At 59.1% G+C, this 22,050-nt stretch carries 15 protein-coding genes and 1 pseudogene; 4 read left to right on the top strand and 12 right to left on the bottom strand.

Going from position 1 to position 22,050, the window contains the following annotated elements; genetic code table 11:
* Both H6973_19735 and H6973_19730 read left to right on the top strand, forming a co-directional pair.
* A pseudogene (locus H6973_19735) lies at positions 1-428 on the top strand (TRAP transporter large permease subunit).
* Between the two features lie 221 nt (positions 429-649).
* On the top strand, positions 650-1,054 hold the full coding sequence (locus H6973_19730) for an acyl-CoA thioesterase (protein ID MCP5127757.1): 405 nt from the start codon (positions 650-652) through the stop codon (positions 1,052-1,054).
* 68 nt (positions 1,055-1,122) lie between these two features.
* Here the strand turns inward: H6973_19730 and H6973_19725 are convergent, their stop codons facing one another.
* The 12 genes from H6973_19725 to tnpB all read right to left on the bottom strand — a co-directional run bounded on the left by H6973_19725 (position 1,123) and on the right by tnpB (position 20,177).
* Positions 1,123-2,373, bottom strand: coding sequence for an FAD-dependent oxidoreductase (locus H6973_19725; GenBank protein ID MCP5127756.1), 1,251 nt, complete (start codon positions 2,371-2,373; stop codon positions 1,123-1,125).
* 61 nt (positions 2,374-2,434) lie between these two features.
* A complete protein-coding gene (locus H6973_19720; GenBank protein MCP5127755.1) occupies positions 2,435-2,806 on the bottom strand; it encodes a cytochrome C in 372 nt (123 codons plus the stop codon).
* 63 nt (positions 2,807-2,869) lie between these two features.
* Positions 2,870-4,228: a sensor histidine kinase gene (locus H6973_19715; protein ID MCP5127754.1), complete on the bottom strand. Its 1,359-nt coding sequence runs from the start codon at positions 4,226-4,228 to the stop codon at positions 2,870-2,872.
* Entirely contained in the window at positions 4,225-4,896 is a 672-nt protein-coding gene (locus tag H6973_19710; protein MCP5127753.1) for a response regulator transcription factor, read from the bottom strand. Before H6973_19710 ends, H6973_19715 begins: the two co-directional genes overlap by 4 nt.
* Positions 4,897-4,898: 2 nt before the next feature.
* Positions 4,899-5,186 carry a peptidase gene (locus H6973_19705; GenBank protein MCP5127752.1) on the bottom strand — a complete coding sequence of 96 codons (288 nt, stop codon included), beginning with the start codon at positions 5,184-5,186 and terminating at the stop codon, positions 4,899-4,901.
* Between the two features lie 67 nt (positions 5,187-5,253).
* Complete coding sequence (locus H6973_19700; GenBank protein MCP5127751.1) at positions 5,254-9,345, bottom strand: amino acid adenylation domain-containing protein; 4,092 nt, start codon at positions 9,343-9,345, stop codon at positions 5,254-5,256.
* Positions 9,342-13,781: an SDR family NAD(P)-dependent oxidoreductase gene (locus H6973_19695; protein ID MCP5127750.1), complete on the bottom strand. Its 4,440-nt coding sequence runs from the start codon at positions 13,779-13,781 to the stop codon at positions 9,342-9,344. The genes H6973_19700 and H6973_19695 overlap by 4 nt, the downstream gene beginning before the upstream one ends.
* Positions 13,782-14,041: 260 nt before the next feature.
* Positions 14,042-15,196: a DUF1501 domain-containing protein gene (locus H6973_19690; protein MCP5127749.1), complete on the bottom strand. Its 1,155-nt coding sequence runs from the start codon at positions 15,194-15,196 to the stop codon at positions 14,042-14,044.
* Between the two features lie 36 nt (positions 15,197-15,232).
* Positions 15,233-16,615, bottom strand: a complete 1,383-nt coding sequence (locus H6973_19685; GenBank protein ID MCP5127748.1) for a DUF1800 domain-containing protein — start codon at positions 16,613-16,615, stop codon at positions 15,233-15,235.
* Positions 16,616-16,673: 58 nt separating this feature from the next.
* On the bottom strand, positions 16,674-18,608 hold the full coding sequence (locus H6973_19680) for a DUF4105 domain-containing protein (GenBank protein MCP5127747.1): 1,935 nt from the start codon (positions 18,606-18,608) through the stop codon (positions 16,674-16,676).
* Positions 18,605-19,003: a DUF3015 family protein gene (locus tag H6973_19675; GenBank protein MCP5127746.1), complete on the bottom strand. Its 399-nt coding sequence runs from the start codon at positions 19,001-19,003 to the stop codon at positions 18,605-18,607. The genes H6973_19680 and H6973_19675 overlap by 4 nt, the downstream gene beginning before the upstream one ends.
* 121 nt (positions 19,004-19,124) lie before the next feature.
* Positions 19,125-20,177, bottom strand: a complete 1,053-nt coding sequence (gene tnpB, locus H6973_19670; GenBank protein MCP5127745.1) for an IS200/IS605 family element transposase accessory protein TnpB — start codon at positions 20,175-20,177, stop codon at positions 19,125-19,127.
* A 378-nt stretch (positions 20,178-20,555) separates the two neighbouring features.
* Between tnpB and H6973_19665 the strand changes: the two genes are divergently transcribed.
* On the top strand, positions 20,556-20,924 hold the full coding sequence (locus tag H6973_19665; GenBank protein ID MCP5127744.1) for a hypothetical protein: 369 nt from the start codon (positions 20,556-20,558) through the stop codon (positions 20,922-20,924).
* Positions 20,925-21,105: 181 nt separating this feature from the next.
* Positions 21,106-21,918: a hypothetical protein gene (locus H6973_19660; GenBank protein ID MCP5127743.1), complete on the top strand. Its 813-nt coding sequence runs from the start codon at positions 21,106-21,108 to the stop codon at positions 21,916-21,918.
* The last annotated feature ends 132 nt before the right edge of the window (positions 21,919-22,050 follow it).

Genomic DNA, 22,050 nt, shown 5'->3' with positions numbered 1-22,050 from the left:
ATGGATCACACCGATGATGAAGCGGCTCAAACAGGCATGAATCAATCGAGGCGTATCCATCCTCAAGGCAGTCCGCAAAAAACGCCCTCTTTCGCCTGCGCGGTTACTGCCGCCGGCTCGATCATTGACCCGACCATTCCGTCTCGACGCTGATGGTGATTTACGGCTCGATCATGGGCGTGTCTATCGCCTGCCTGTTCGCTGCCGGCATCCTGCCGGGTTTGTTGATCGCGCTGATCTGCATGGCGGTGATCGCGATTTTTGGCAAGCGCTGGAACCTGCCCAAGGGCAGCGAGCGCCCGACCTTCAAACACCTGTGGGCGGCGCTGCGAGTCAGCATCCTGGCACTCATTATGCCGGTGCTAGTCCTCGGCTGCATCCCTGGCGACCGCTGGCTAGAAAGGCGCACTCCCCTATTAATCGGATAACCTCCACGCCCTCGGTTTCGATCACATCGCCATAGGGTGGTGCAAAGGTCCGGCGGGTTAAAGGAATCACCGGCAATTCCATGACCTCTCCTTCGCTGAAAATCGGTTCGCGGGAACCCCTGCTCCGCTGGAAAATGATACCGCGACCGAAATGATCCTGCGTACAGACGGCGAATTGCCTACACTAAACGCCTTTCATCGTCATCAAGGGAACATCCGCCATGAGCAACGTCATCGACATCAAAGTGCGGGGCTATCATCTCGATCTGTTTCGTCATGTTAACAACGCCCGCTATCTGGAATTCCTGGAGGAAGGCCGCTGGAGTTTCCTGGAAAGCCGGGGCGCTCTGGAGCTTCTGGAACGGGGGCATTATTCCTTCGTGGCGGTCAACATCAACATCAACTACCGCCGCGCCGCCGGCATGAGCGAAATTCTGCAAATCGACACGTCCATGAAGAGCATCGGTAACCGTAGTTGCGTCATGTATCAACTTATTACCCTCAAGGGAACTGACACGGTGGTCGCCGATGCTGACGTCACCTTCGTCATCGTCGACACCCGTTCCGAAAAGGCGGTTGTCCTGGAGGGCGAACTGCGCGCTGCGATGGAAAGAATGATGGATTAGAAAATCTTCTGGAAGAGTCCTTGTGACTCCTGCAACCCTTCGTCGCCCCAGAACAACGCATTTTCGGATCAGGCGAACGTATCGGCGAACAGGTTGCTGGCCCAGTCGAACATCTTTTCGTAATTCTCCTTGGTAGCGTCCGGCGCTTCGCCGAAGGCTTCCGGAACCGGTTTCATAGCTCGGGTTTCCGGATCATAGGCAAAGACGGCCGTTAGCCAGGAAGCGGTTTTAGCAGTGATGGGACTGTAGCAAGCCGAGTTGGTGGTCGGCGCCGGATCGGGGGCTTCACCAGCGAACGCCCGCAGGATCGCATCCGCGCAAACCTTGGCTTCGGAATTGGCGATATGGCCGGATTTAGGCTGACTGGTGCCCTGGGAATCGCCAATGATGTGAATGCCTTCAGCCCCGGATGCCGTAGATTCGTAGGTCAGCGGATTCACCGGAGCCCAGTTCCCTTCGGTCAGTCCCAGATTAAACACAATCTTGCCCGCTTTCTGGGGTGGTAAGACATTCAGGACGCTGGCCTTGAAGTTTCCCTGGCTGGTTTTAGCGACGCGGTTTGTGGAATCAACTTCTTTGAGAAGAACATTGGGGTGGTATTCAATAATTCCCGCATGGGTCTGCTCGAACGCTTTCCTGAAGGTGTGTTCTTCAGCGATGATTTTCGAATTCGCATCCAGCACGATCACCTTCGATCCTGGTTTGTTCCTCTTCAGATAATCCGCGACCAGACAGGCCCGCTCATAGGGTCCCGGCGGGCAACGATAGGGCGCCGGCGGGATGGTGAGGACAAAAACCCCGCCTGGAGGCATATCCTTCAGCTGATTCTTGAGCAGCGTGGTTTGCGGACCGGCCTGCCAAGCGTGGGGAATCCGGTCCATATCCAAACCGGGAATCGGCGCGAAATCAATGCCAGGCGCCAGAATCAGGCGGTCATAATCGAGCTTGCGTCCATCTTCCAGAAGCAGTTGACCGTTCCCGGCGCCCACGGCCCGGCCTTTCAGCACCGTGACACCATATTTTTGCTGTAGCGCTTCGTAGTTGAAAGTAATCTGCGACAAGCCCAGCGAGCCGTTCAGCGCTAGATTGCTGAGAATGCAGGAAACATGCTCTGGATTAGCGTCCACCAGCGTGACGTCGACGTTGCCGCTGCTCCAGTGGCGCAGGTATTTGGCGGCGGTGGCGCCGGCAAAACCGCCGCCGACGATAACCACCCGCCCACTGGCGGCGGTCTGCGCTTTCAACAGCATTGGCGTGGCGGCGAGCGCGGCGGAGGTTCCGACCAGTTTCAGAAAGTGGCGACGAGAGAAGGTATTCATGGCGTTTCGCTTCCTGGTTCAGTGACGTGGAATCGAGAGGGATGAGAGAAAAAGATACGGATCAATCATCGTGTTCCTCCCCATGTTCCTCATGCTCGCCCTCGCCGCCGGTTCCACCACCGCCCGCATTCAGGCTAGCATAGTAGTCAGCGATCAGACGAATTTGCCCCTCGGTGTAGCCTCTGGCTTGGTAATGCATGATGTCGTTGGATTCATTCCCGTATTTCATTTCCAGCATTTCTTCATAAAGTTCCCAGGCGCTTTCCCCGCGCAAACTGTCGATATCACCGACGGCCCGGCCATCCGTACCGTGGCACTGAGCGCATTGGGAAGCCAGCAGCCGGCCAGCGGGCGGCGCCGCCTGACCAGCCAGCGGCGCCAGTAAAATCAGGCAGGAAAGACCGGTTAACCTCCGGTTCAGGCGTGGAAGCATGGCGCTACCTCCTTTGGTTTGGGTGCAAATCGTCAGCAGCGCCCCGAATATATAATCGAAACCTTAATTCAAACTGAAAAATGTCGAGGAGGCAGCCGCCAGCGGTAACGCGGCCTCGGCGAGAAAACCGCCCAAGGCCTCCGAACGCCCCAAGGTTAGCGTTCCGTCATACTGCTCGACGATATCCCCAACGATGGCCAACCCCAACCCGTGCCCGACGCGGGATTCGTCAATCCGGACTCCGCGCTGGCGGAGCCACGCCAACTGCTCCGGTGGGCAACCTGGCCCATCATCTTCTACACATAGCGTTAGACGTTCGGTGTTGACCTCAACCGTCAGCCGGATCGTTTGGGCCGTCCAGTGGCAGGCGTTGTCCAGCAGATTGCCCAGCAGCTCCAGCAGATCGTCGCGATCACCAGGAAACTGGCTACCTGGGTGAATACGGATTTCGAACCGCAGACTCCGGTCGCAATGAATCCGGCGCAAGGTGTCGACCAGGTCGTCAATTTCCCGTTCCAATAACACCCGCTGTCCTGGCGTCCCGCCGCCGGCGATCCGCGCCCGTTTGAGTTCACGTTCCGTGAGATGGCGAATCTGTTGAATGTTCTGGCACAGTTCCACCCACCACGAGGTTTCGTTCGACGATGGCGGGTGCTCAGCTCGTTGCGTCAAGGCGGTCAAAGGCGTTTTCAGGGCGTGCGCCAGATTGCCCAGGGCGTTCCGGGACCGTCGCTGACGCTGATCGAGCAGGGTAAGCAACCGATTCAGTTCCATGACTAACGGCCGTACCTCGTCAGGGGCATTGACCGGCAATTGGGGAATTTCACCCCGCGCCAGCCGGGGCAGTTCCCGGCTTAATTGTTCCAGCGGCGCCAGACTGCGCCGCACCATCACCCGCTGGAACAGCAACAATGCGCTGAAGACCAGCAAGGCGATGCCGGCGCCTTGCAACAACAGGCGGCGAATCCCCTGGCGCACCGGGGTAAAATCCTCGGCGACGACAATGGCCACCGGTTGATCCCGAACCTGGAAAGCGCGCCCGATCAATAACAGTTCCTGGTTTTGCGGGCCGCTGATAAAACGGCGGGTGACTCGGTCGGCGGTCAGCGGCGGTAAGGTCAGATCGACATCCCAAAGAGAACGGGAGCAGAGTTCGCCGCTGGAAGTTTCAATCTGGTAATAATGCCCTGAAAAAGGTTGATGAAAAGTGGGACTGATGCGCTGCTCCGGCAGTTGTGGCCGGCCCGCCGAATCAAATTCCAGCGCCGCCAGCAGCGTTTCCAGATCGTGTTCCAGACGCGTTGCTACGAAATCTTCCGCCAACCGCCGCAGGGAATAGCCGCCAACCGCGACCACCAATACGGTCAACAGGACCAACGCTACAATCAGGCCGGCGGACAGACGCGCCTGCAAAGAGGTCATGTCGCATCAACGCCGAAGATGTAGCCCTGGCCGCGTCGGGTTTCGATCAGTGCCCGGCCAAACTTGCGCCGTAGCCGGTTAATGTAGACCTCCAGTACGTTGCTGTCGCGCTCCGTATCGAAATCGTAGACATGCTCAACCAATTGGATCTTGGACAAAATTTGACCGGGATGGCGCATAAAATAGCGCAACAGTCGAAACTCGACGCCGGTCAAGTCAAATCGTTCGCCTGTGGCGAGAATCCGCACGGTTTGCGTCGCCTCATCCAGTTCCAGGCCCGAGGCGCGCAGCGGTCCATGCGGTCGGGCGACGCCGCGCCGCAGCAGCGCTTGCAGGCGAGCGAGCAATTCCTCGGTATGAAAGGGCTTGCCCAGATAGTCGTCGGCGCCAGCCTTGAATCCATCGACCTTTTCATGCCAGGCGTCGCGGGCGGTCAGGATCAGCACCGGCAGGAGGTTCCCCGCTTTCCGCCAGTGGCGCAGCACATCCAGACCGGAGCGTCCGGGCAGACCCAGATCCAGCACCGCTATATCGTAGGGTTCGCTGCCGCCCATGAATTCGGCGTCCACACCGTTCGCCACGATGTCCACGGCAAATCCGGCCTGTTCCAGCTCGCTGCGCAAACGTCCACTCAACCGCGCGTCATCCTCGACCAGTAGCAGACGCATGATTAATGGTCCTCTTCACCATGCTCGATATGCCAAAGCTCACCCGTGCGGGCATCGTATTCGAATTCCTGCACTACACCGTTCTGGCTCAGAAACTTCAGGTCGTACACATATCGACCTTCTTCCAGCTCCAGTTCGGCTTCCAGCAATTGTCCATGTGGGTGCTGGCGGCGATGATTAGCGATGATGATTTCCAGAGACAGGATTTCGCCGGCGTTGCGCAGACGGCGAATTTCGTCATGATCGCGCCCAGCGATTGTTGGCCTGGAGAGACCCACGATTAACAACAGCGCAGCGATCGAGGAAAGAAGAAAGGACATTGACGTATTCCAGCAGCGATAATAGGGAGATCGACGATCATCGTAAAACTTTCTCCTGTCCGGTCGTCTCGCTGCGAACCGCCCGCCGTGCTGCCCCCCGAGCGCTGCCAGTCACCGCAGAATCGGCGCCCTCGCCTCGCCGTTCCAGGTGCACAGCCAACTGGGCCACACTGGGAAAGCGGAACAATTCCACGATATCGAGCGTCTTCCCCAACATCTCGCTCAGCCGGCGGTGGATGCGCACGATATGAACCGATGTGCCACCAAGTTCAAACACCTGCCGCTCACGATCCACCGCAGGTAATTCCAGCACTTCGGCGAAAATACCCGCAATGGTCGCTTCCAGCGCGCTTTGCAGCGGCGCCGGGTCCCGCGGGATTGACGGAGCAATGCCGGGCAAGCGACCACGGTCAATCTTGCCGTTGGCCGTCAGCGGCAACGCATCGAGGGGAATGATCGCCTCGGGCGTCATAGAGTCCGGCAATCGTTCAGCCAGCCAGCCTTTGAGCGTCTCGATCAGCGTACTTAAAGGTTGTGCGCCTGGCGCGTTCTGCTCATCTTCCGCCGGTAGGCCGCCCAGAAAACTGTGCAACAACTCGCGGTCCTCGCCCAATTCCAGCCTGTCCGGCAACCGATCCGGGTTTACCGCGCCGATCGCGCACAATCCCAGTTCCAACCGGGCGGCTTCCTCCATTAATAACTGTCCCATGTAACCGGCTTCCAGCAGGCAAAAGTCGCGGGCCAGCGCGCCGTAGAGCGGGCGGATGGCCGGGTATTCGGCAATGAAGAACAGGGAAAAAGCGGCACTGGCGAAAATCGGTCGATTACCGGACAAATGCAGTTCATCCGGCAGATCCAGTCCGGCAGCGATCGGTTCCAGGCTATGGCGATCCGGGTGATAGTAGTAAAGACCGCCGGCCAGTTCATCCACACGCCCCGTCTGGACATGCAACCAGAGTTGCACGGGGTACGCTGTTCCCGCCGAAGCATAGCGGTACTTGGGCAATCCGGTGTCTGCGCTGGACAAAGCGCGTAAAACGCCCAGCAGTTCCGCCAGTCGATCCAGCGGCACAGGATCGGGCGTATAACGGCGCACGGTGCGGCGCCGCCGCCAGATCACCGGATCGGGCGCAGCGCCCGGCAAGGCGATTTGGTTATGATCGGTCGCGGGACGCAGGGCCGGACGACGCAGGCGAAAGGCCAACCGTTCCACCGGATCCATCAGCACATCGCCGACCTCCAGCGCGCTTTCCGGTTCCGCAGAAGCCGTGGGCGCAGGCACGACGTAAGCGATCAATCGGCGTTCGCTACCCGGATCGCCCTGGGCGATGACCAGCGCATCACCGACGCCGGGATGTGTGCGCAACGCGATTTCTATCTCACCCAGTTCAATGCGGTGGCCGCGCACTTTGACCTGGAAGTCTTCGCGGCCCAGAAATTCGATGGCGCCGTCGCTGAGATAGCTGCCGAGATCGCCGGTTTCGTAGAGGCGCTCGCCATGACCGGGGTGATGAATAAACTTGGTCTCGGTGCGCGCCACATCACCCCAGTAACCGCGCGCCAGGCCAGCCCCGCCGATAAACAGGCGACCCGGTACGCCATCGGGCGTCGGCTCCAGCGCCTCGTTGAGAATATGATAGGTCTGATTCGCCAGCGGCCAGCCGTAGGGAATGCTGCGCCAGGCGGGATCAAGCTGATCAACGCGAAAATAATTTGACCAGATCGCCGCTTCCGTCGCGCCGCCCAGGACGTAGAGCGTTGCGTTCGGCGCTAATGCCTTGAGTCGTCCCGGTAAGGTCAGCGGCGTCCAGTCGCCGGACAGCATCACCACGCGCAGGCCGTCCGGCAAGGGTTGGCCATATTCCAGCAACATCGCCAGCAACGCAGGTACGGTGTTCCAGACGGTGACGCGGTGGCGGGTCATTAACTCCAGCCAGTGACCCGGATCGCGCAGGCGTTCGGGATCAGGCAGCGCCAGCCGTCCGCCGCAACCCAGCAGACCGAACAGGTCGTAAACCGACAAATCGAAACTCAGCGAGGACAGCCCGAGAACAGCGTCATCCGCGCCAATGCCAAAGCGGCGATGGATATCCATCAGGGTATTGAGCGCGGCCTGGTGTTCGATCATCACCCCTTTGGGTTGACCGGTTGAACCGGAGGTATAGATCACGTAGGCCAAGTCTGATGACTGGGTGCTGGGTAACGACGCTAAAGGTTCGTCATCGGGCGCTAACTCATCCACCGCCACAACTTGCACATTTTCTGGCCAGGTCATTTCCCGCTGGGGAGAACATTGGGTAAACACCAGGGTCAGTGCGCCATTCTCGGCCAGATAACGGCGGCGCAGCTCGGGCAAAGCGGGATCGATGGGCAAATAAGCCGCCCCCGCAGCGAGAATGCCCAACGCGGCGGCAGCCTGTTCCCAGCCCTTGTTCATGGCAATGCCGACCAGTTGGTTGGGACCGCAACCTGCCGCTCGCACAATCTCCGCAACCCGGCGGGCCACCGCGGCCAATTCTCCGTAATTCAGGCTACGTTGCGAGGTCACTACCGCCAGGCGTTCGGGCTGGCGTTCGGCCCAGGCGAAGAAACCTTGGTGCAGTAAACCGTCTGGCAAGGGCGCGGTGGTGGCGTTGGCGCGCAGGCGGCGCTCACGTTGCTCGACCGGCAAGTGCGCGCCCAGCGGCCAGTTCCAGGCCGATTCTTCCACCGCCAAAGCTTCGACAAAATGGCGGTACGCGGCAAACAGCGTCCCGATCAGGCCAGCAGGGAACAGTTCTTCAACCGCGTCCCAGGACAGAATCAGGCGGTCGCCGTCTTCGATGACATGGTGGTCAATCCACACCTGCGGGGTTTGGGTAATCGCGTAGTCGGCGTGGCCTAACCAGGCGGTGGGCAGCGCCGTTTCCGTCGCCCGACGGTGACCGAGGGCACTGGTGAACACCACTGGGATCGAGTCAGTCAAGCCGTGACGAGCGCGGGCCAGTTCGCGGATCACTCGCACCCCGCTCCAGGCGTCGTGATCCAGATCGCGAAGCAACCGGGTTTGCAGCGTTTTAGCTCGTTCGGTGAAGGTTTCGGCGCGAGCGTCCACTTCCAGCAGCAGGGTTGAAGTAAAATCGCCGACAACCCCCGCGTATTCCTCTGGGGCGCGAAACGTGGTCAGTGTGATCAAAAAGCGTTGGGTCTTGCTCCAGGTCGCTAGAATATCGGCATAAGCGGCCACCAGCAGATTGGAGGGCGTCAGACCAGCGGCGCGCGCCCGCTCCCGCAGCGCCGCCCAGATCGGCGCGGACAGGATATGGCTGTGGCGCGTAAAGCGGGGTCGCTCAATTTGCGCGGGCGCTTTGACCAGCGGCAACTCCGGTGGGCCAGGCAGGGTGTCCAGCCGGGAGCGCCAATAAGCTTCAGCCTTGGCCTGCTCTTCCAGCGAAGCGCTGCCGGAACGCGCATAGTCGGCAAAGCGATGATGCAGGGGCGGCAAAACGGCCTGCGGATTCTGATAAAGCGCTCCCCATTCCCGGTAAAGCTGCAACATGCTAGCGGCGTCGGCGATCAGCAGGTCCATGCCAATATGGACGCGGGTTTGCCCGTCAAGGCGGACCAGACGGATATCGAACAGCGGCCAGCGGGCCGGATCGAAGGTCTGGTGAGAAAGCGACTCTCGCAGAGCGGCGAGTTGTTCCGGCGCATCGGCGCAGTCGCGCAGGTCGAGAATTTCGATTCGATAAGGCGGCGTCTCGGCCAGCACGCGTTGACGGCCATTTTCGGAAATCACCGCACGTAGCATGTCATGGCGCGCAATCAGCGTCTGCCAGGCCGCTTCCAGACGAGCTGGATCCAATTCCGGGCTAACAAATTCTCGGTAGGCGTGACAACCGACGTTGCCCAGCATCATGGAGCGACGCCCGACCCAATAAGCCTGCTGAATCTCGGTCAGCGGGAATTCTTCCGGTTCTTCCCGTTCCGCGCGTAACCGGGCCAGAATCGGATTCTTGTTCAGAGCCAGCGCCTGTTTATCGTCCTCGGTCAGCACGCCTTTGGGGGCGCGGATGTTCAGGCGTTCCCCGTCGAGCGCCACGGTAACGCCCCGGCGACGCAGCGCCTCAATGATTTCGCTGGCCCTCATAGCGTCAATTCCTCCCAGTCGGTATCGGTTGATGGCGATGAACGCTCCTCATTCGCTGGGGGAGGCGTTGGGGGTAAGGGCGCAATCACCGCCGCCAGTTCCACTAAACTGGCTCCACCCAACAATACGGCAATGCTGGGCGCATTCCCCAATGCAGTCCGGAGTCGATTCCGCAATTCCACCGCCAGTAACGAATCCAGGCCCAGTTGAATCAGCGGACGGTGGATGTCCAGGGCGCGATCCGCATCCAGACCCAAAACGAGCCGCGTTTCCTCAATCAGTCCTTCCAGCAGAACTGTGACGCGTTCGGTTTCGGTCAGCCCGGTCAACCGATCCGTCAGGCGGGCCTGGGTCGGTGGTGGAGCGGTTGTGCTCTCCAACTGATCCAGCAAGGCTGGGGGTCGGCCTGACGGGTGCCGCTGGCGATAGCGATTCCAGTCGATGTCGACAATCACCGGGTTGACCTCATCAGCAATCAGCGCCTGATCGAGCGCCGCCAGCGCCTGATCAACCGGCATGGGTAACAAACCCAGCGCCTCGATCCGTTGCAGCGTGGCTGTATCGAGTTCATTCGCCATGCCTGCGCCCGCCCAGCGTCCCCAGGCAATGGATATCGCGGGTAGCCCCTGCGAACGGCGCTGTCGGGCCAGCGCGTCGAGCAAAGCGTTGGCGGCAGCGTAACCGCCTTGACCGGCGGCGCCCAGCACCGAAGCGATGGAAGAAAAGAGCACGAAATGATCCAGAGATTGGCCCAAAGTCGCCTGATGCAGCCACTGCGCGCCGTTAGCCTTGGCGTCCAGTGCGGCGCGAAAATCGACCCCGTCCAAGCCCGCCAGCAGTCCCGGCGCTTGGGTTCCGGCCAGGTGCAAAATACTGCGCAAGGGCGGCAGATCAGCCAAACTAGCGATCAGGCGTTCTACGTCCTCGCGGCGGCTGACATCGACCGCGAACCGGCGCACGGGAACAGCGAACGATTCGGCGAAGGCGCAAGCATCCGGTCGGTCCGCCTGGCGACCGACCAGCGCCAGTTGTTCCGCCCCGCGTTCCACCGCCCAATTGGCAACTCGCCGTCCCAACCCGCCGAATGCGCCGGTGATCAACACTGTACCGCGTAAAGCCGGTAGCGATGCCATCCGGTTCGGTCGAGCGTGAACCAGACGTGGAACGCGGCGCTGGCCATGTCGCCAGACCATCGCTGTTTCCGGGGTCGATGGCGCGGCGGACAATTCATGGGCGATTGCGTCCAGAGTGTCGGCGTCCAGACAGCGGCAGGACCATTCCGGATGCTCCAACGCCAACGTCGCGCCCAGTCCCCATAGCGCCGCTTGCTCCGGGTGTGGCGTTTCCAGAACCGCGCCTTGGGTGATGAACCACAATGCCGGGCGAGCCGTCGTCGCCAACAAGGCGCGAATCATGGTCAATGCCGGTTGGCCCGTTTCTTCGCCAGTGGCGCTCTGCAAATCAACCACGTCGGTCACATCGCCCAGTCGACCCACCAGTTCACCCATCGCTTCCGGCGGCGCTTGCCAGTGATTCGGGGTTATCTGTGTGAGAGCGGAAGCAGGCGTGACGATCCGGTTGTAGCCGTTCAGTCGGTGCGCCAGTTCCAAACCGGCAGGAACGTCGGAAGCCAGAATCAGCCGGGATGCTGTTCCCTCTGCGACGGGCGGCGGCGCTTGGTCGATCCATTCCACGCGGTAAAACCAGTCCGCGCTTCGCTCCATCCGTCCCAGGCGTTGCGGCGCGCGTTTGACATGCAGACCCTGAATCTGCATCAACCAGCGTCCAGCGGCGTCCAGCAACTCAAGATCAGCGCTGATCACAGCATCGGCGCGAGTGCGGCGCGCATGAACCCAAACCGAACTTGTGGGAATTTCTGCGATCTCGATCCGATCAATTCCCACAGGCAGCAGAGCCTGTCCCTGAGCCTGATCTGCAACCGCTCCGCCCGCGACTTGCAAACAGGCATCGAGCAGAGCGGGATGCAGCGCTCCGTCTGGGCAGCGCAAGCCCGGCGGTAAAGTCACTTCAGCCAGCGCCTCGCCGGGGGAACGCCAGAGCTGCCGGATGCCTTGAAACGCCGGACCAATGGTGATGCCCAAGGCTTCGAGTTCACGACGCCACGCTTCCGGCGCGACGGCTTCAATGCAATGGCGGCGCAGGGCGTCAAGGTTGCGCTTTTCGGGCGCCCGTTTGGCAGACGGCGCGATAAAGACTTCAGCATGTTCCAACCAGGCATCGCCGTCGCGGCTGACCAGCCGGGCAGCGCCATCGGGAGCCAACAACGTCCAGGCATCAATGCTTCCCGTTTCTGGCGCAATCAGTGGCCGGGCGAAAACCAGGGAAGTCATTTGGCAGGGCGCGGAACTGTGCAAGGACTGCCAAGCGCCCAGCAGGCAGGCGATTTGAAAAGCGCCGGGAACCAGCGCCAAATCTTGCACCCGGTGATCGCTCAACCAGGGAAACCGGTCGAGTCCGATCGGCAATTGGAACTGGGTTTCCGGTGCGGGCGATATCAGGCAAGTTCCCGGCAACCAGCGCTCTCCCTTCTCGCCCAACCGTAACCCTTCAGTCCCCCCCTTTGCAAAAGGGGGGTTAGGGGGGATTTTGGCCACATCGCGCCAATAGCGCCGGCGCTGAAAAGGATAGGTCGGCGCGGGGGCGCGAGCGCCAGGGCCAAACAGCGTCGCCCAATCGATCGGCAAACCGTGGACATAGCGCGCCGCCACCGCTTGCAGCGTGGTGCGTGGCTCATCCATGGTTGTCAGCGACGGGATGACCGGGGAAGAATCGCGCGGTCGCGTTGCAATCCGCGTCGGGGTTGCCTCGACCAGCAACGCTCGTGTTTCCGCCGCTGATTCAGCCACGACCGCCAACCGGTATTCAAAATGCCGCCGGCCCAACGCCGCCGTCCGGCAGATCGCCGGGAAGTCCGCTTCATCGGTCAAAATGTCCAGGTAACGCTGGCGCAACTCAATCAGCGCCGCCTCGTCGCGGGCTGACAGGCAAAGCAGCGAGTAGCGAGTAGCAAGTGGCGCGTGGCGGTCGACAGCTATCTCCTTATTTTTCGGTGCTTCTTCCACAATTACATGCACATTCGTTCCGGAAAATCCGAACGAACTCACGCCTGCGGCGCGTGGCCCTTTTCCAGCCGGCCAACTCGTAGGCGTTTTCGGGAAAACCACTGGGAATCCATCCATTTGGATATTGGGATTAAGCCTCTGGAAATGCAGATTTGGTGGGACCACGCCCTCGCGGACCGTCAATACCGCTTTGACCAGACCGGCGATGCCCGCCGCCGGACCTAAGTGACCCACCTGCGTCTTGACCGCGCCTAAAATGACCGGGCGCTGACGGTTAGGACCGAGCGCATCGACCAGCGCATGAAGTTCAATCGGGTCGCCAAGCGCGGTGCCGGTGCCATGCGTCTCGACATAGCCGATCCGTTCCGGGGACAATCCCGCGTCCTTTAACGCCGCCTGGATGACCTGAACCTGCGCCGAGCGGGATGGCGCGGTCAGGCTGCCGCTGCGCCCATCCTGATTCATGGCCGAACCGCGAATGACCGCCTGGATTGAATCACCATCGGTCAGCGCATCGGCCAAACGCTTAAGGACGACCAACGCGCAGCCCTCGCCCTGGACAAAGCCATCTGCGGCTGCGTCGAAGGTCTTGCAGCGACCGTCCGCCGCCATCATGTGCAACCGGGACAATCCTACCGTCAATTCCGGTTGCAGCACCGTATAGACTCCGCCAGCCAGCGCCAACCGGCTTTCCCCAGCGCGCAGCGATTGAACCGCCAAATGCACAGCGGTCAACGAAGAGGAACAGGCGGTGTCCACCGCCACTGAAGGACCGTTAAGACCGAGCAGGTAGGAGAGCCGTCCGGCGGCGACGCTGGCGACCCCCCCGGAAAGCGTGTGCGCGTCGAGCGTAGCCGGATTTGCCAGAGCCATCTGGTAATATTCGGCGGCATTAATGCCGATATAAACGCCTGTCTGGCTATCGCGCAGCCGGTCAGCCGCGATATGCGCGTCTTCCAATGCTTCCCAGGCGACTTCAAGCAATAAGCGTTGCTGGGGGTCCATCCCTGCCGCTTCGCGGGCCGACAACTCGAAAAACTCCGCATCGAAGCAATCAATATCGCGCAGGAAACCGCCCCAGCGCGTGTTCATCTTGCCGGGCGCGTCCGGGTCCGGATCGTACCAAGCGTCCACCTCCCAACGATCTGCCGGGACTTCAACAATCGCATCGCGGCCTTCCAACAACATCCGCCAAAAGGCCGCCGGGGAATCCGCTCCACCGGGGAAGCGGCAACCCATACCGATCACGGCGATTGCGGGCTGGCGCTCGGCGCGCAGTTCCTCAACTTCACGCTTCAGCGAGCGGATGGTCAGAATAGCGCGACGTAACTGATCTTCGATAGCGGCGCTCATGGAGCCTCGGTCTTCAAGATTGTTTATTAGAGTTGTTTCATACCCCGCAGCTTACTGCCGAGTCGTTCATTCTGGACAGGAGATGGTGCGATGAAGAGAGTATCGCCGACGCATGCTGTTTATGCCAATTCCCATTAGGTTTAGCCAGAAAAACGGATGAACCGCCAAGACCTAGCGTCGCTAAGGGAAAAAAAGATTCAAAATCTATCGGTAAATGGTATTAGTACATTGAGTTCCACAGGAACCCTCGAAGAACCCCATCAGATCAGCTTCACGGTCTCAAATTGCGCGCCCAGTACTGACCGGCTCTCCACGCCCCACCACTTTTCCAGCACTGTTGCATACAGGCTGCGGAAATCTAAAACAAAATGTGGATTACCATTGCCGTCCAGGTTCGTCAAATCCAGCGCTGCTCCATGAAAGCCGCCCCTGACTGAGCCACCGAGAACGAATTGTATGCTGGCGGTTCCATGATCGGTCCCGCGATTGGCGTTCTGCTGGGGCCGTCGCCCAAATTCGGAATAGGTCATCACCAGCGCCTCATTCCACACGCCCAGTTCCCGCAACGCCGCGCGGAGGCTGACCAGCCCCTCAGCCAGTTGCCGGAGCAATCGGCCCTGTCTCGGCGCCTGCCGGACATGCGTATCGAAGTCAGGCAGACTCAGATGAACCACGGCGACGCTAGCACGTTTCCGGCTGGCGATGACTTCGCAGGCGGTGCGCAGCGCCCGGCCAAAAGGTCCTTCAGGAAAGGTCGTCTCAAACCGATGCCCGCGCTTGAGCTGGCTGGCCGCCTGGCGAATCCGGTTTTCCACATCGACGATGTGGCGCAAAGCCGGATTGGGGGGAACGGTCGACGGAGCGAGTCCCAGCCATCGCGCCTGTTGCTGAAACAGAGCAATATCCGTCAGGGTGAGCGCGTTGGCGCTCCCCTGTAAGGGACCGGCTGCATCATTGCCCACCGCGACGCCAGCGGCGATCAGATTAGCGGGCGGTGAATGCGCGGCAAAGCAACGCGCTAACCAACCGGTCGTCAAAGTTTCGTCACTCGCCGAGGCGGTCTCCCAGATGTCCATTGAACGAAAATGGGACAAATTCGGCTCGGGATAACCCACGCCACGCACCAGCGCCAGTTCCCCAGCTTGCCAAACCTCCCGCAATGGCGCCAGTTGTGGATGCAGGCCCTCCTGCTCGCTGAGTTTCACCACCTGATCGACAGGAATCGCTAGGTCAGGGCGCAGAATTCGATATCGAGGATCAGCGTAGGGAATCAGCGTATTCAGACCATCATTGCCGCCCTTGAGCGCAATCAGGATCAATAACCGGTTGGGACTGGGCGCGGCGGTCTGGCTCCGGATCGGCGACAGCCCCAGGCCAGCGCCTGCCAGGGTTAATAAAAAAGTACGGCGTTTCATCATCATATCTGGTTATCCTGAACTTTCGCCTTTCGCCTACTTGAGCTGATAGACCGGGTCCAGCAGCAGGGCTTGCACGATCTCGATCGGTGATAAAATCGCTGCCGGTTGTCGCAATGGCGGCAGTGGCAACAACAAGCGTTGGGCGGCTTCTCGCCAATCTGCCGACTCAAATTGTCTGATCCAGGGCTTGATAGCGAAATCCAGGTTCTGGGCGAGCGGTTTGCGCGGTCGACGCGCCATTGACCATTGCTGCACAATCTGCCGGCGCAGCAACAAGGCGCGACTGTCGAGCCATGCCTCGCCGCCTGGCCAGCCTTTGACATTCGGCGGCGCAAACACATTTTGCCCCAACTGGGCGGCGCGTTGTACGACCTGGTTTTGCTCCAGCGTTTTGAGGTCCAGTTGACGCTGGAGACCAATCACGAAATCCAGCGGCGATTTGACCAGAACGCCCCGGTGGGCCGACGCCCAGAACGCTGGCGAATTCAGCAGACAACGCAGCGCCGCTCTGATTTCGTAGCGTTGTTTCCGGAACTCCTCGGCGATACGCTTCACTTCCGCCTCATCCGGTTGCAGCGAAATGAACTCACGCCATAACTTGCGAACGACGTGCGCAGCGGTCTCCGGTTGCGCCAGCAGTATATCCAGCACCGCATCGCCATCGAAACGACCGGTCTGGCCCAGAATGGTTTTGGTTCCGCCATCATGCCACGCGGGGCGAAAGCAGAACTCGCCCGTTTCCCGGTCAAGGCTCCAACCGGTGAAAGCGCGTGCGGCGTCCTTGACATCCGCTTCGCGGTAATGGCCCTCGCCCAGGGTGAACAACTCCATCACTTCCCGCGCAAAATTTTCGTTCGGTTGGCGCTTGCGGTTCACTGCGCCATCCAGATAGATCAGCATGGCGGGATCCTTGGCGATCTCGTGCAGCAGCACATCAAACCGTCTTAGCGCGTGATGCCGCAGCAGGACGTTCTGCCGGTACATCAGCACCGGCGAACTGACCTTGGGCAGAGCGGAAGTGAAATGGTTGTGCCAGAACAGCGTCATGTGTTCGGTAAGCGGCGTTGGCGCATTCCGCATTTCGGTCAGCCACCAGACGCGCAATTCCCGCCCTTGCTCGCGCTTGACCTGCTGGCGTCGTTGCTGTTCTTGCGGACTCAGGTCGCGTAGCGCCACCGGTGGTGGGTAAACCGCAACCCAGGCAGGCGGTGGCGTTACGGCTTGCACGCGACTGGCAGTCAGCAACCGATCAATGCCTTCGGTCCGGGACAGCGCGGCGAATTCCCGAATCTCCGGCCAGGTCGGTCCAAAGCCGGTGCGCGCCAGCAAATGCCAGGCATCGGCCAGCCCCATGCCGGCGGCCCCGACTGTTGCGTTATAGCCAAACAGGCAAAAAAACAGGAGGCGTTGGATCATTGTCTGGTTGCAAAGGTTAACGATCATGAAAAATCAAATAGTTGTTTAAAGTCGAGCATCAAAAGTAGGCGCGCAAACCGAGCGCAAACTCATGCGTCTTTCTAAAAGTGCGCCATTCCATCTGCAAAGCCCAATCGCGTCCCAACGCCAGATTCTGCCCCACGGTCGTCTGCCAGATTGTGCCGGTTTCACCCCATTGGTAATTCAGTCCATTGATGCGGGCCAGAATTTTCCAGTTAGTCGCTGGTTGCAGCAAGGCTCCCAGGGTTATTCCCCACCCGGCGCGATAATCGTTGGACAAGTCCGGGCTGTAGTCCAACTCCAGTTCCGGCAAGGCGAACCATAAAGCGCGCCCTGGCCAACTGGTTTCCATCGCCACTCCCAGACTCCCGTTGATATTGAACGTGCGACAATCCGGGCAATCGTCCTGGGGCGCGGGTTGCCAGCCGATATGAATCCGCCAGGCCGGATGTGGAGCCAGTGGATCAAAGGGCGTCAGTGAAGTAATATCAAGCAAGGTTAACCGGTCAAGTTGCCAGCCGCCATGATCCAGGTAGTAGCGAATAGCCATGCTCAGCACCTCGATCTGGGCATCGCGGGTATAACCGGCATCCGATTCCAATAGATCGTGGCCGCTCGCGCGCGCGGTTAACTCTAAGAATTCTTTTCTATTTCGCTGACCAAGGCCCATACCGGCCCTACGCGAAGCATGACCGGTTTCCGGACGAGTTGCATAGGGTTCAATCACAACAGGCGCTGCAGGAACCGCTAATCGTTGGCGAGCCGTCAGCAATTGGTGCGCTATCCGGTCGGGTGGAGTTGCCCTCCCCTTTTCAAGCCGGTCGGTTTGCTGGTGTTGTCGCTGATCCAGCGCCAATTCCAGTAACAGCGCCTGGCGTTCCAGGGCCAGCGCGGTGAAAGCAGGCGTCATGGCCACTTTCGGATCACTACGCACTTGTCGAACCAACCGCAGTTCTTCGCGACTCAGCGCTTGTTGGCGACGACGGATCGCTGTTCCTCGCGCCGGGCGTGAGATCACTTCCCCAACAAGTCCCGGTTGCTGGTCCAGCAAACGCAGGGTGTCCGCCGGCAAGGTCCACAAAGTGAACTGGTCGCTGAATTGCAGGTTCGGATCAGCGGCTTCCAGCAAGGTCAGCAATTGCCAGGCGCAGTTCTCCCGAAGAAAATAATAATCGAACTCAATGCCACGCAGTTCCCAGACATGTTCCAGCATCCGTTGCAATTGCAGTGGAGACAGATTCAGTCGGTATTCCCAAATGTCCCGGCTTTCCAGATCGCTATAGATTCGCACCATTTGGTAATAGGGCTGAATGTCGAACTGGCCCCGAAAACCGCCGGTGATTCCATTGATGGCATACATCAAGCTGTGGCTGCCCGAATCATCGGCAGCGTAACTGATGGTATAGGCCAGGAGGCGGGTGCGGTCGGTCTGGCCGCGTTGATTGAGTCGCAGCAAAGTGTGGCCAAATAGCGAGGCGGGATTGTTGAGATAGGCCGAAGCGAATACTAAGGTCACGGATTCAGCGTTCAGCTCCCGGAGCCAATGCTGAAAGCGCACACAGGTTTGCGGCGGCAAGCGCTGATCATCAACATCCAATTCCGTCCTCAACCAGCGGTAGCGGGCAATGAACGCGCACTGGGCCGGTTGCGGATCGGCGCCAACCGGCTTGGTAATGAAAAAGGCGCGCAAGGTTGCGGCCAGTTCCGCTTGCGGATCGTTTTTACCCGTGGGCGCGAGAAAGAAGCGGGCATCATCAGCATCGCTGATAACGCGCTCGTCATCCGAGGCGGATCGGTAGTGCAACAGAGTACGCCACTCGCGCCGTTCGGCCAGATTCAACCGGTCGGCGCGATCCAGCAGTTCGTTTAAGTAGTCGGCTTGGGCTTCTCTCCCTGGAAGTAGAAACCCAAGCAGAAAGATGAAACAGCATCGGCGGATGACCGATGAAATGAGCGGTGGAATTCGACTCAATTCAACGCGACATGAACGCCAAAGCGCGGATCAGCGCGCATCTCGCGATTTAACGCAACCAGCATCTCCTCTGCGGTTGTCTGGTCGCTCGGGAACAGCGTTGCGAATTTTTCCTGGGTGAACGCAAAGAATTCAGATTGGCGACCGGGTTCAATCTTCAGTAGCGTAGCCAGGGAACTTAGATATTCTCCCTGTCCCGCTGCCATGTCCTGTTTCAATCGCAGTAAATTAACCTGGGCAAATTCGGCGGTTTGTTGTTGCCGGTCCATGAATGCAGCGCTTTTGTTACCGGCGGTCGTCGCACTGGAGCCGGAACTGGGATCGATGAGGACCGTGCAAGCGCTGCTCCCCAGGCCCAATAAGGCGATTAAGGCTACATTCAGTAAAGATTTCATAATTGTTTCCTCAGAAAAGCTTGCGGATAGACCTATGATAATGTCAACTACCCCGGCCTAAAGGCCGTGGCTTGTGGCTGCACTCGGACTGTCCCTGGTCGTCATCGTGCGCCACAATAGGCTAATTGACAGTAGCCCTTGCGGCGATATTAATCGCCGCGTTTTGATCCGCATTCGCAATATGTCCGCAGGAGACACATTGAAAACGGGATTGGGTTTTGCGATTGGCTTTTTCTGTATGCCCGCAGGCCGCGCATTGGCGCGAGGTATTGCGGGGATCAACATGCTGCACCTGAACGCCATTCAGCTTTGCCTTGTATTCGATAAATGATTGAAGCTGAAAGAACGACCAACCGCTATGTTTCGCTCTGTCGGATTTCCGAACCGTTGTCCGTTTGCGGATATGCCGGAGATTCTCCAGCGCAATTCCGCGTTCGGTGCCTTTTGCTTTCTCGACGAGCTTTTTGGAGATCACATGGTTTTGATTGCGCCTGAACCGGCTTTCTTTCCGCCGAATGCGTTGCAGATGGCGACGGGCCGACCGCGACCCGCAGGATTGCAGGTCTTTCCGCAGGGTATGGTAGCGGCGTCGGGTATTCTCAACCGTATCGCCCGAAAACGATTCACCGTCCGAGTCGCTGGCAATTTGCACGATGCCCAGGTCAACGCCAATGAACCCTTTGGGATCGATGGGCGGGGCGGTGGGTGTTTCAATCACCACCAGCAGATAAAACACCCCATCCACCAGAACCAAATCGGCTTGACCGTGGCCGCGCCCAAATTGAAGGCATTGGTAATCGCCCATCTGCATGGCAATGGTCAATCGTCCTTCCAGGGTCAAGATACTGGCAGCTTCCAAACCCTTGAAGCTCAGAATGCGCTGATCGTAAACGACCGCGCCTGTCGGTTTGAAAAAGCATTGTTTCGACTTGTCGCGCTTGTAGGCTTCAACGACTTTGGCAATCGCCCGAATGGTCAACTGCGCCGACAAGCCAAATTGTTTCCGTACCTCATCATAAACAAGTTTTTGCAAAACAAACTTGGACGCGCACTGTTCTTGAAACGCCACTTCCGCAATGAAGTTACACGCCTCGTTAAAGACGCGCATCGTGTCCTTCAACGCCGCGCGTTGGGGTTCATCCGGGAGCAATTTAATTTGCAGTACGATTTTCATATTGACGATTATATTCACAAAGAAATTTAATATCAACCGTTCAACTTCAAAGCGATGATCGCCCTACGGGCGATGCGCTATCCCTCCCCGCCGTAAACGACGGGGCATCCCGCGCAAAAAAAGGTGAATCGATAAAAGTTGAAGCAATGGAAGATTGGAAAAGTAACCTTCAACGACTTTACTCATCAGTCATAAGTTCTCTCCCTGAAAAGCCTTGACGGCCGCTCCTCAAGAGCAGCATGAATTCCCCTCAGCGGTCCGCGCCTGAACAACCCGGTCGCCCGAGGAGAATCCATGCTGATTTATGTATACCATGCTTGAGAAAGTTTTCGCAGCGCCTTTGCGCGGCAGCGCAGTTGGCTGCTGTTCTGCGCGGTGGTGTTGAGCTTTCTCGCCGCCCCGGAAATGATCGGGGTGACGTCAATGTGCCGGTTCTGGCAGGGGAATGAAGCGGTCTATCACCGGTTTCTGCATTTCTGTCGCTCCAAAGCTTATGATCTAGAGACCCTGTTGGCGACGTGGCAGGGTTATGTGTGGCGTCAGGCCGTCGCCGTCCAGGTGGCCGGGCGGGCTGTCTTGTTGGGTGATCATACGCTGGTGGTCAAGGATGGGGGCGTATGCCAGGCGTCGTGTCGTTACATGACGCTTCAGAAACCCAGCACAAGCCATCGTACTTCCGCGGGCACTGCTGGGGCGCGATCGGGGTGGTGGTTGGCGCACTCGATGCTTGTTTTTGTTTGCCTTTAGCCCTGCGCATGCATCAAGGCTTTTGCCATTTAGGTCAGGTGGAACCGACTTCACCCCAAAGGGGCGCGGACCCGAGCCTGCCCGAGCGGGTGGTGCAGATGGCCCTGACGTTGACCATCGATCAGGATGGCCCCGCATTTTTAGTCTTGGATGCCTTTTTCTCGATCGCGGGGTCTTTCGCTTGGCCCAATCCGTTTATTCCATCGCCTTGAAGCAACCGTATTTGGTGATCGTGGCCCGGGCCAAGAAAAATTACGTCGCCTATTTTCCGGCGACCCCGAAGCCGGCCGGCCGGCCCGGACCACAACCCCGTTATGGCGAGAAAGTCCATCTGATAGAAGTTTTTGATTATCCACAAGGTTTTGACGAGGTCGAGTGTTGCGTCTATGGCCAGCGGGAACGGGTGCGGTTGATGAGCGTCCCCTTACTCTGGAAGCCCCTCGGCGACGCCCTCCTGTTCATCTTCGCGATCACCTCGCGCGGCCCTTTGGTCCTCATGTGCTCCGATCTGAGCCTCTCACCCATCACCGCGTTGGAACTCTATTGTGTCCGCACCCGCATCGAAATTCTGTTCGCGGTATTAAAGCAGCTCCTGGGCGCTTTTTGTTTTCACTTCTGGACTTCACACCTACCACGCCATGCCCGCCGTCCGACCCGGAATCGGTCGCTCAAGGCCCCGGTGATTGAGCGTCAGCCCACGGTCGCCGCCTGTTGGCAAGCCTATGAAGTCTTCGTCTTCTGCGCCGTGGTCGCCCAAGGCTTGTTGCAGCTGATCGCTCTGCGCTTTGGCCCTGAAGTCTGGCAACAACATCGGTTCTATCTGCGCACCCGTTCCCGCGACCTGCCCTCGGAGAAAACAGTCCGGCAAGTCCTCGCTCCTCAGGTGATCAAACCACTTCTCGATCTCCCACCAAACAGTCTCATCGCGCAGATCCGACACGCTTTCCAAGGTACCACGGAGGAGGAACCGGCCGACCCGCCTTCGATCGTCTGAATCCTTGCTCAAATCACTCGGTTAAATAATGTATTCTTGGCTGATTAACCTTCAGTCAGGGGCGGTCTTGTTCGACGATTAGACCGAGAACTTACGACTGAGGAGTACATGTACAAGAGTGTCAACTCGATG

This window comes from Gammaproteobacteria bacterium (assembly GCA_024235095.1).
Lineage (GTDB): Bacteria > Pseudomonadota > Gammaproteobacteria > Competibacterales > Competibacteraceae > UBA2383.
Note: the sequence above shows the minus strand (reverse complement) of the source record. Positions and strands in the feature narration are given on the sequence as shown.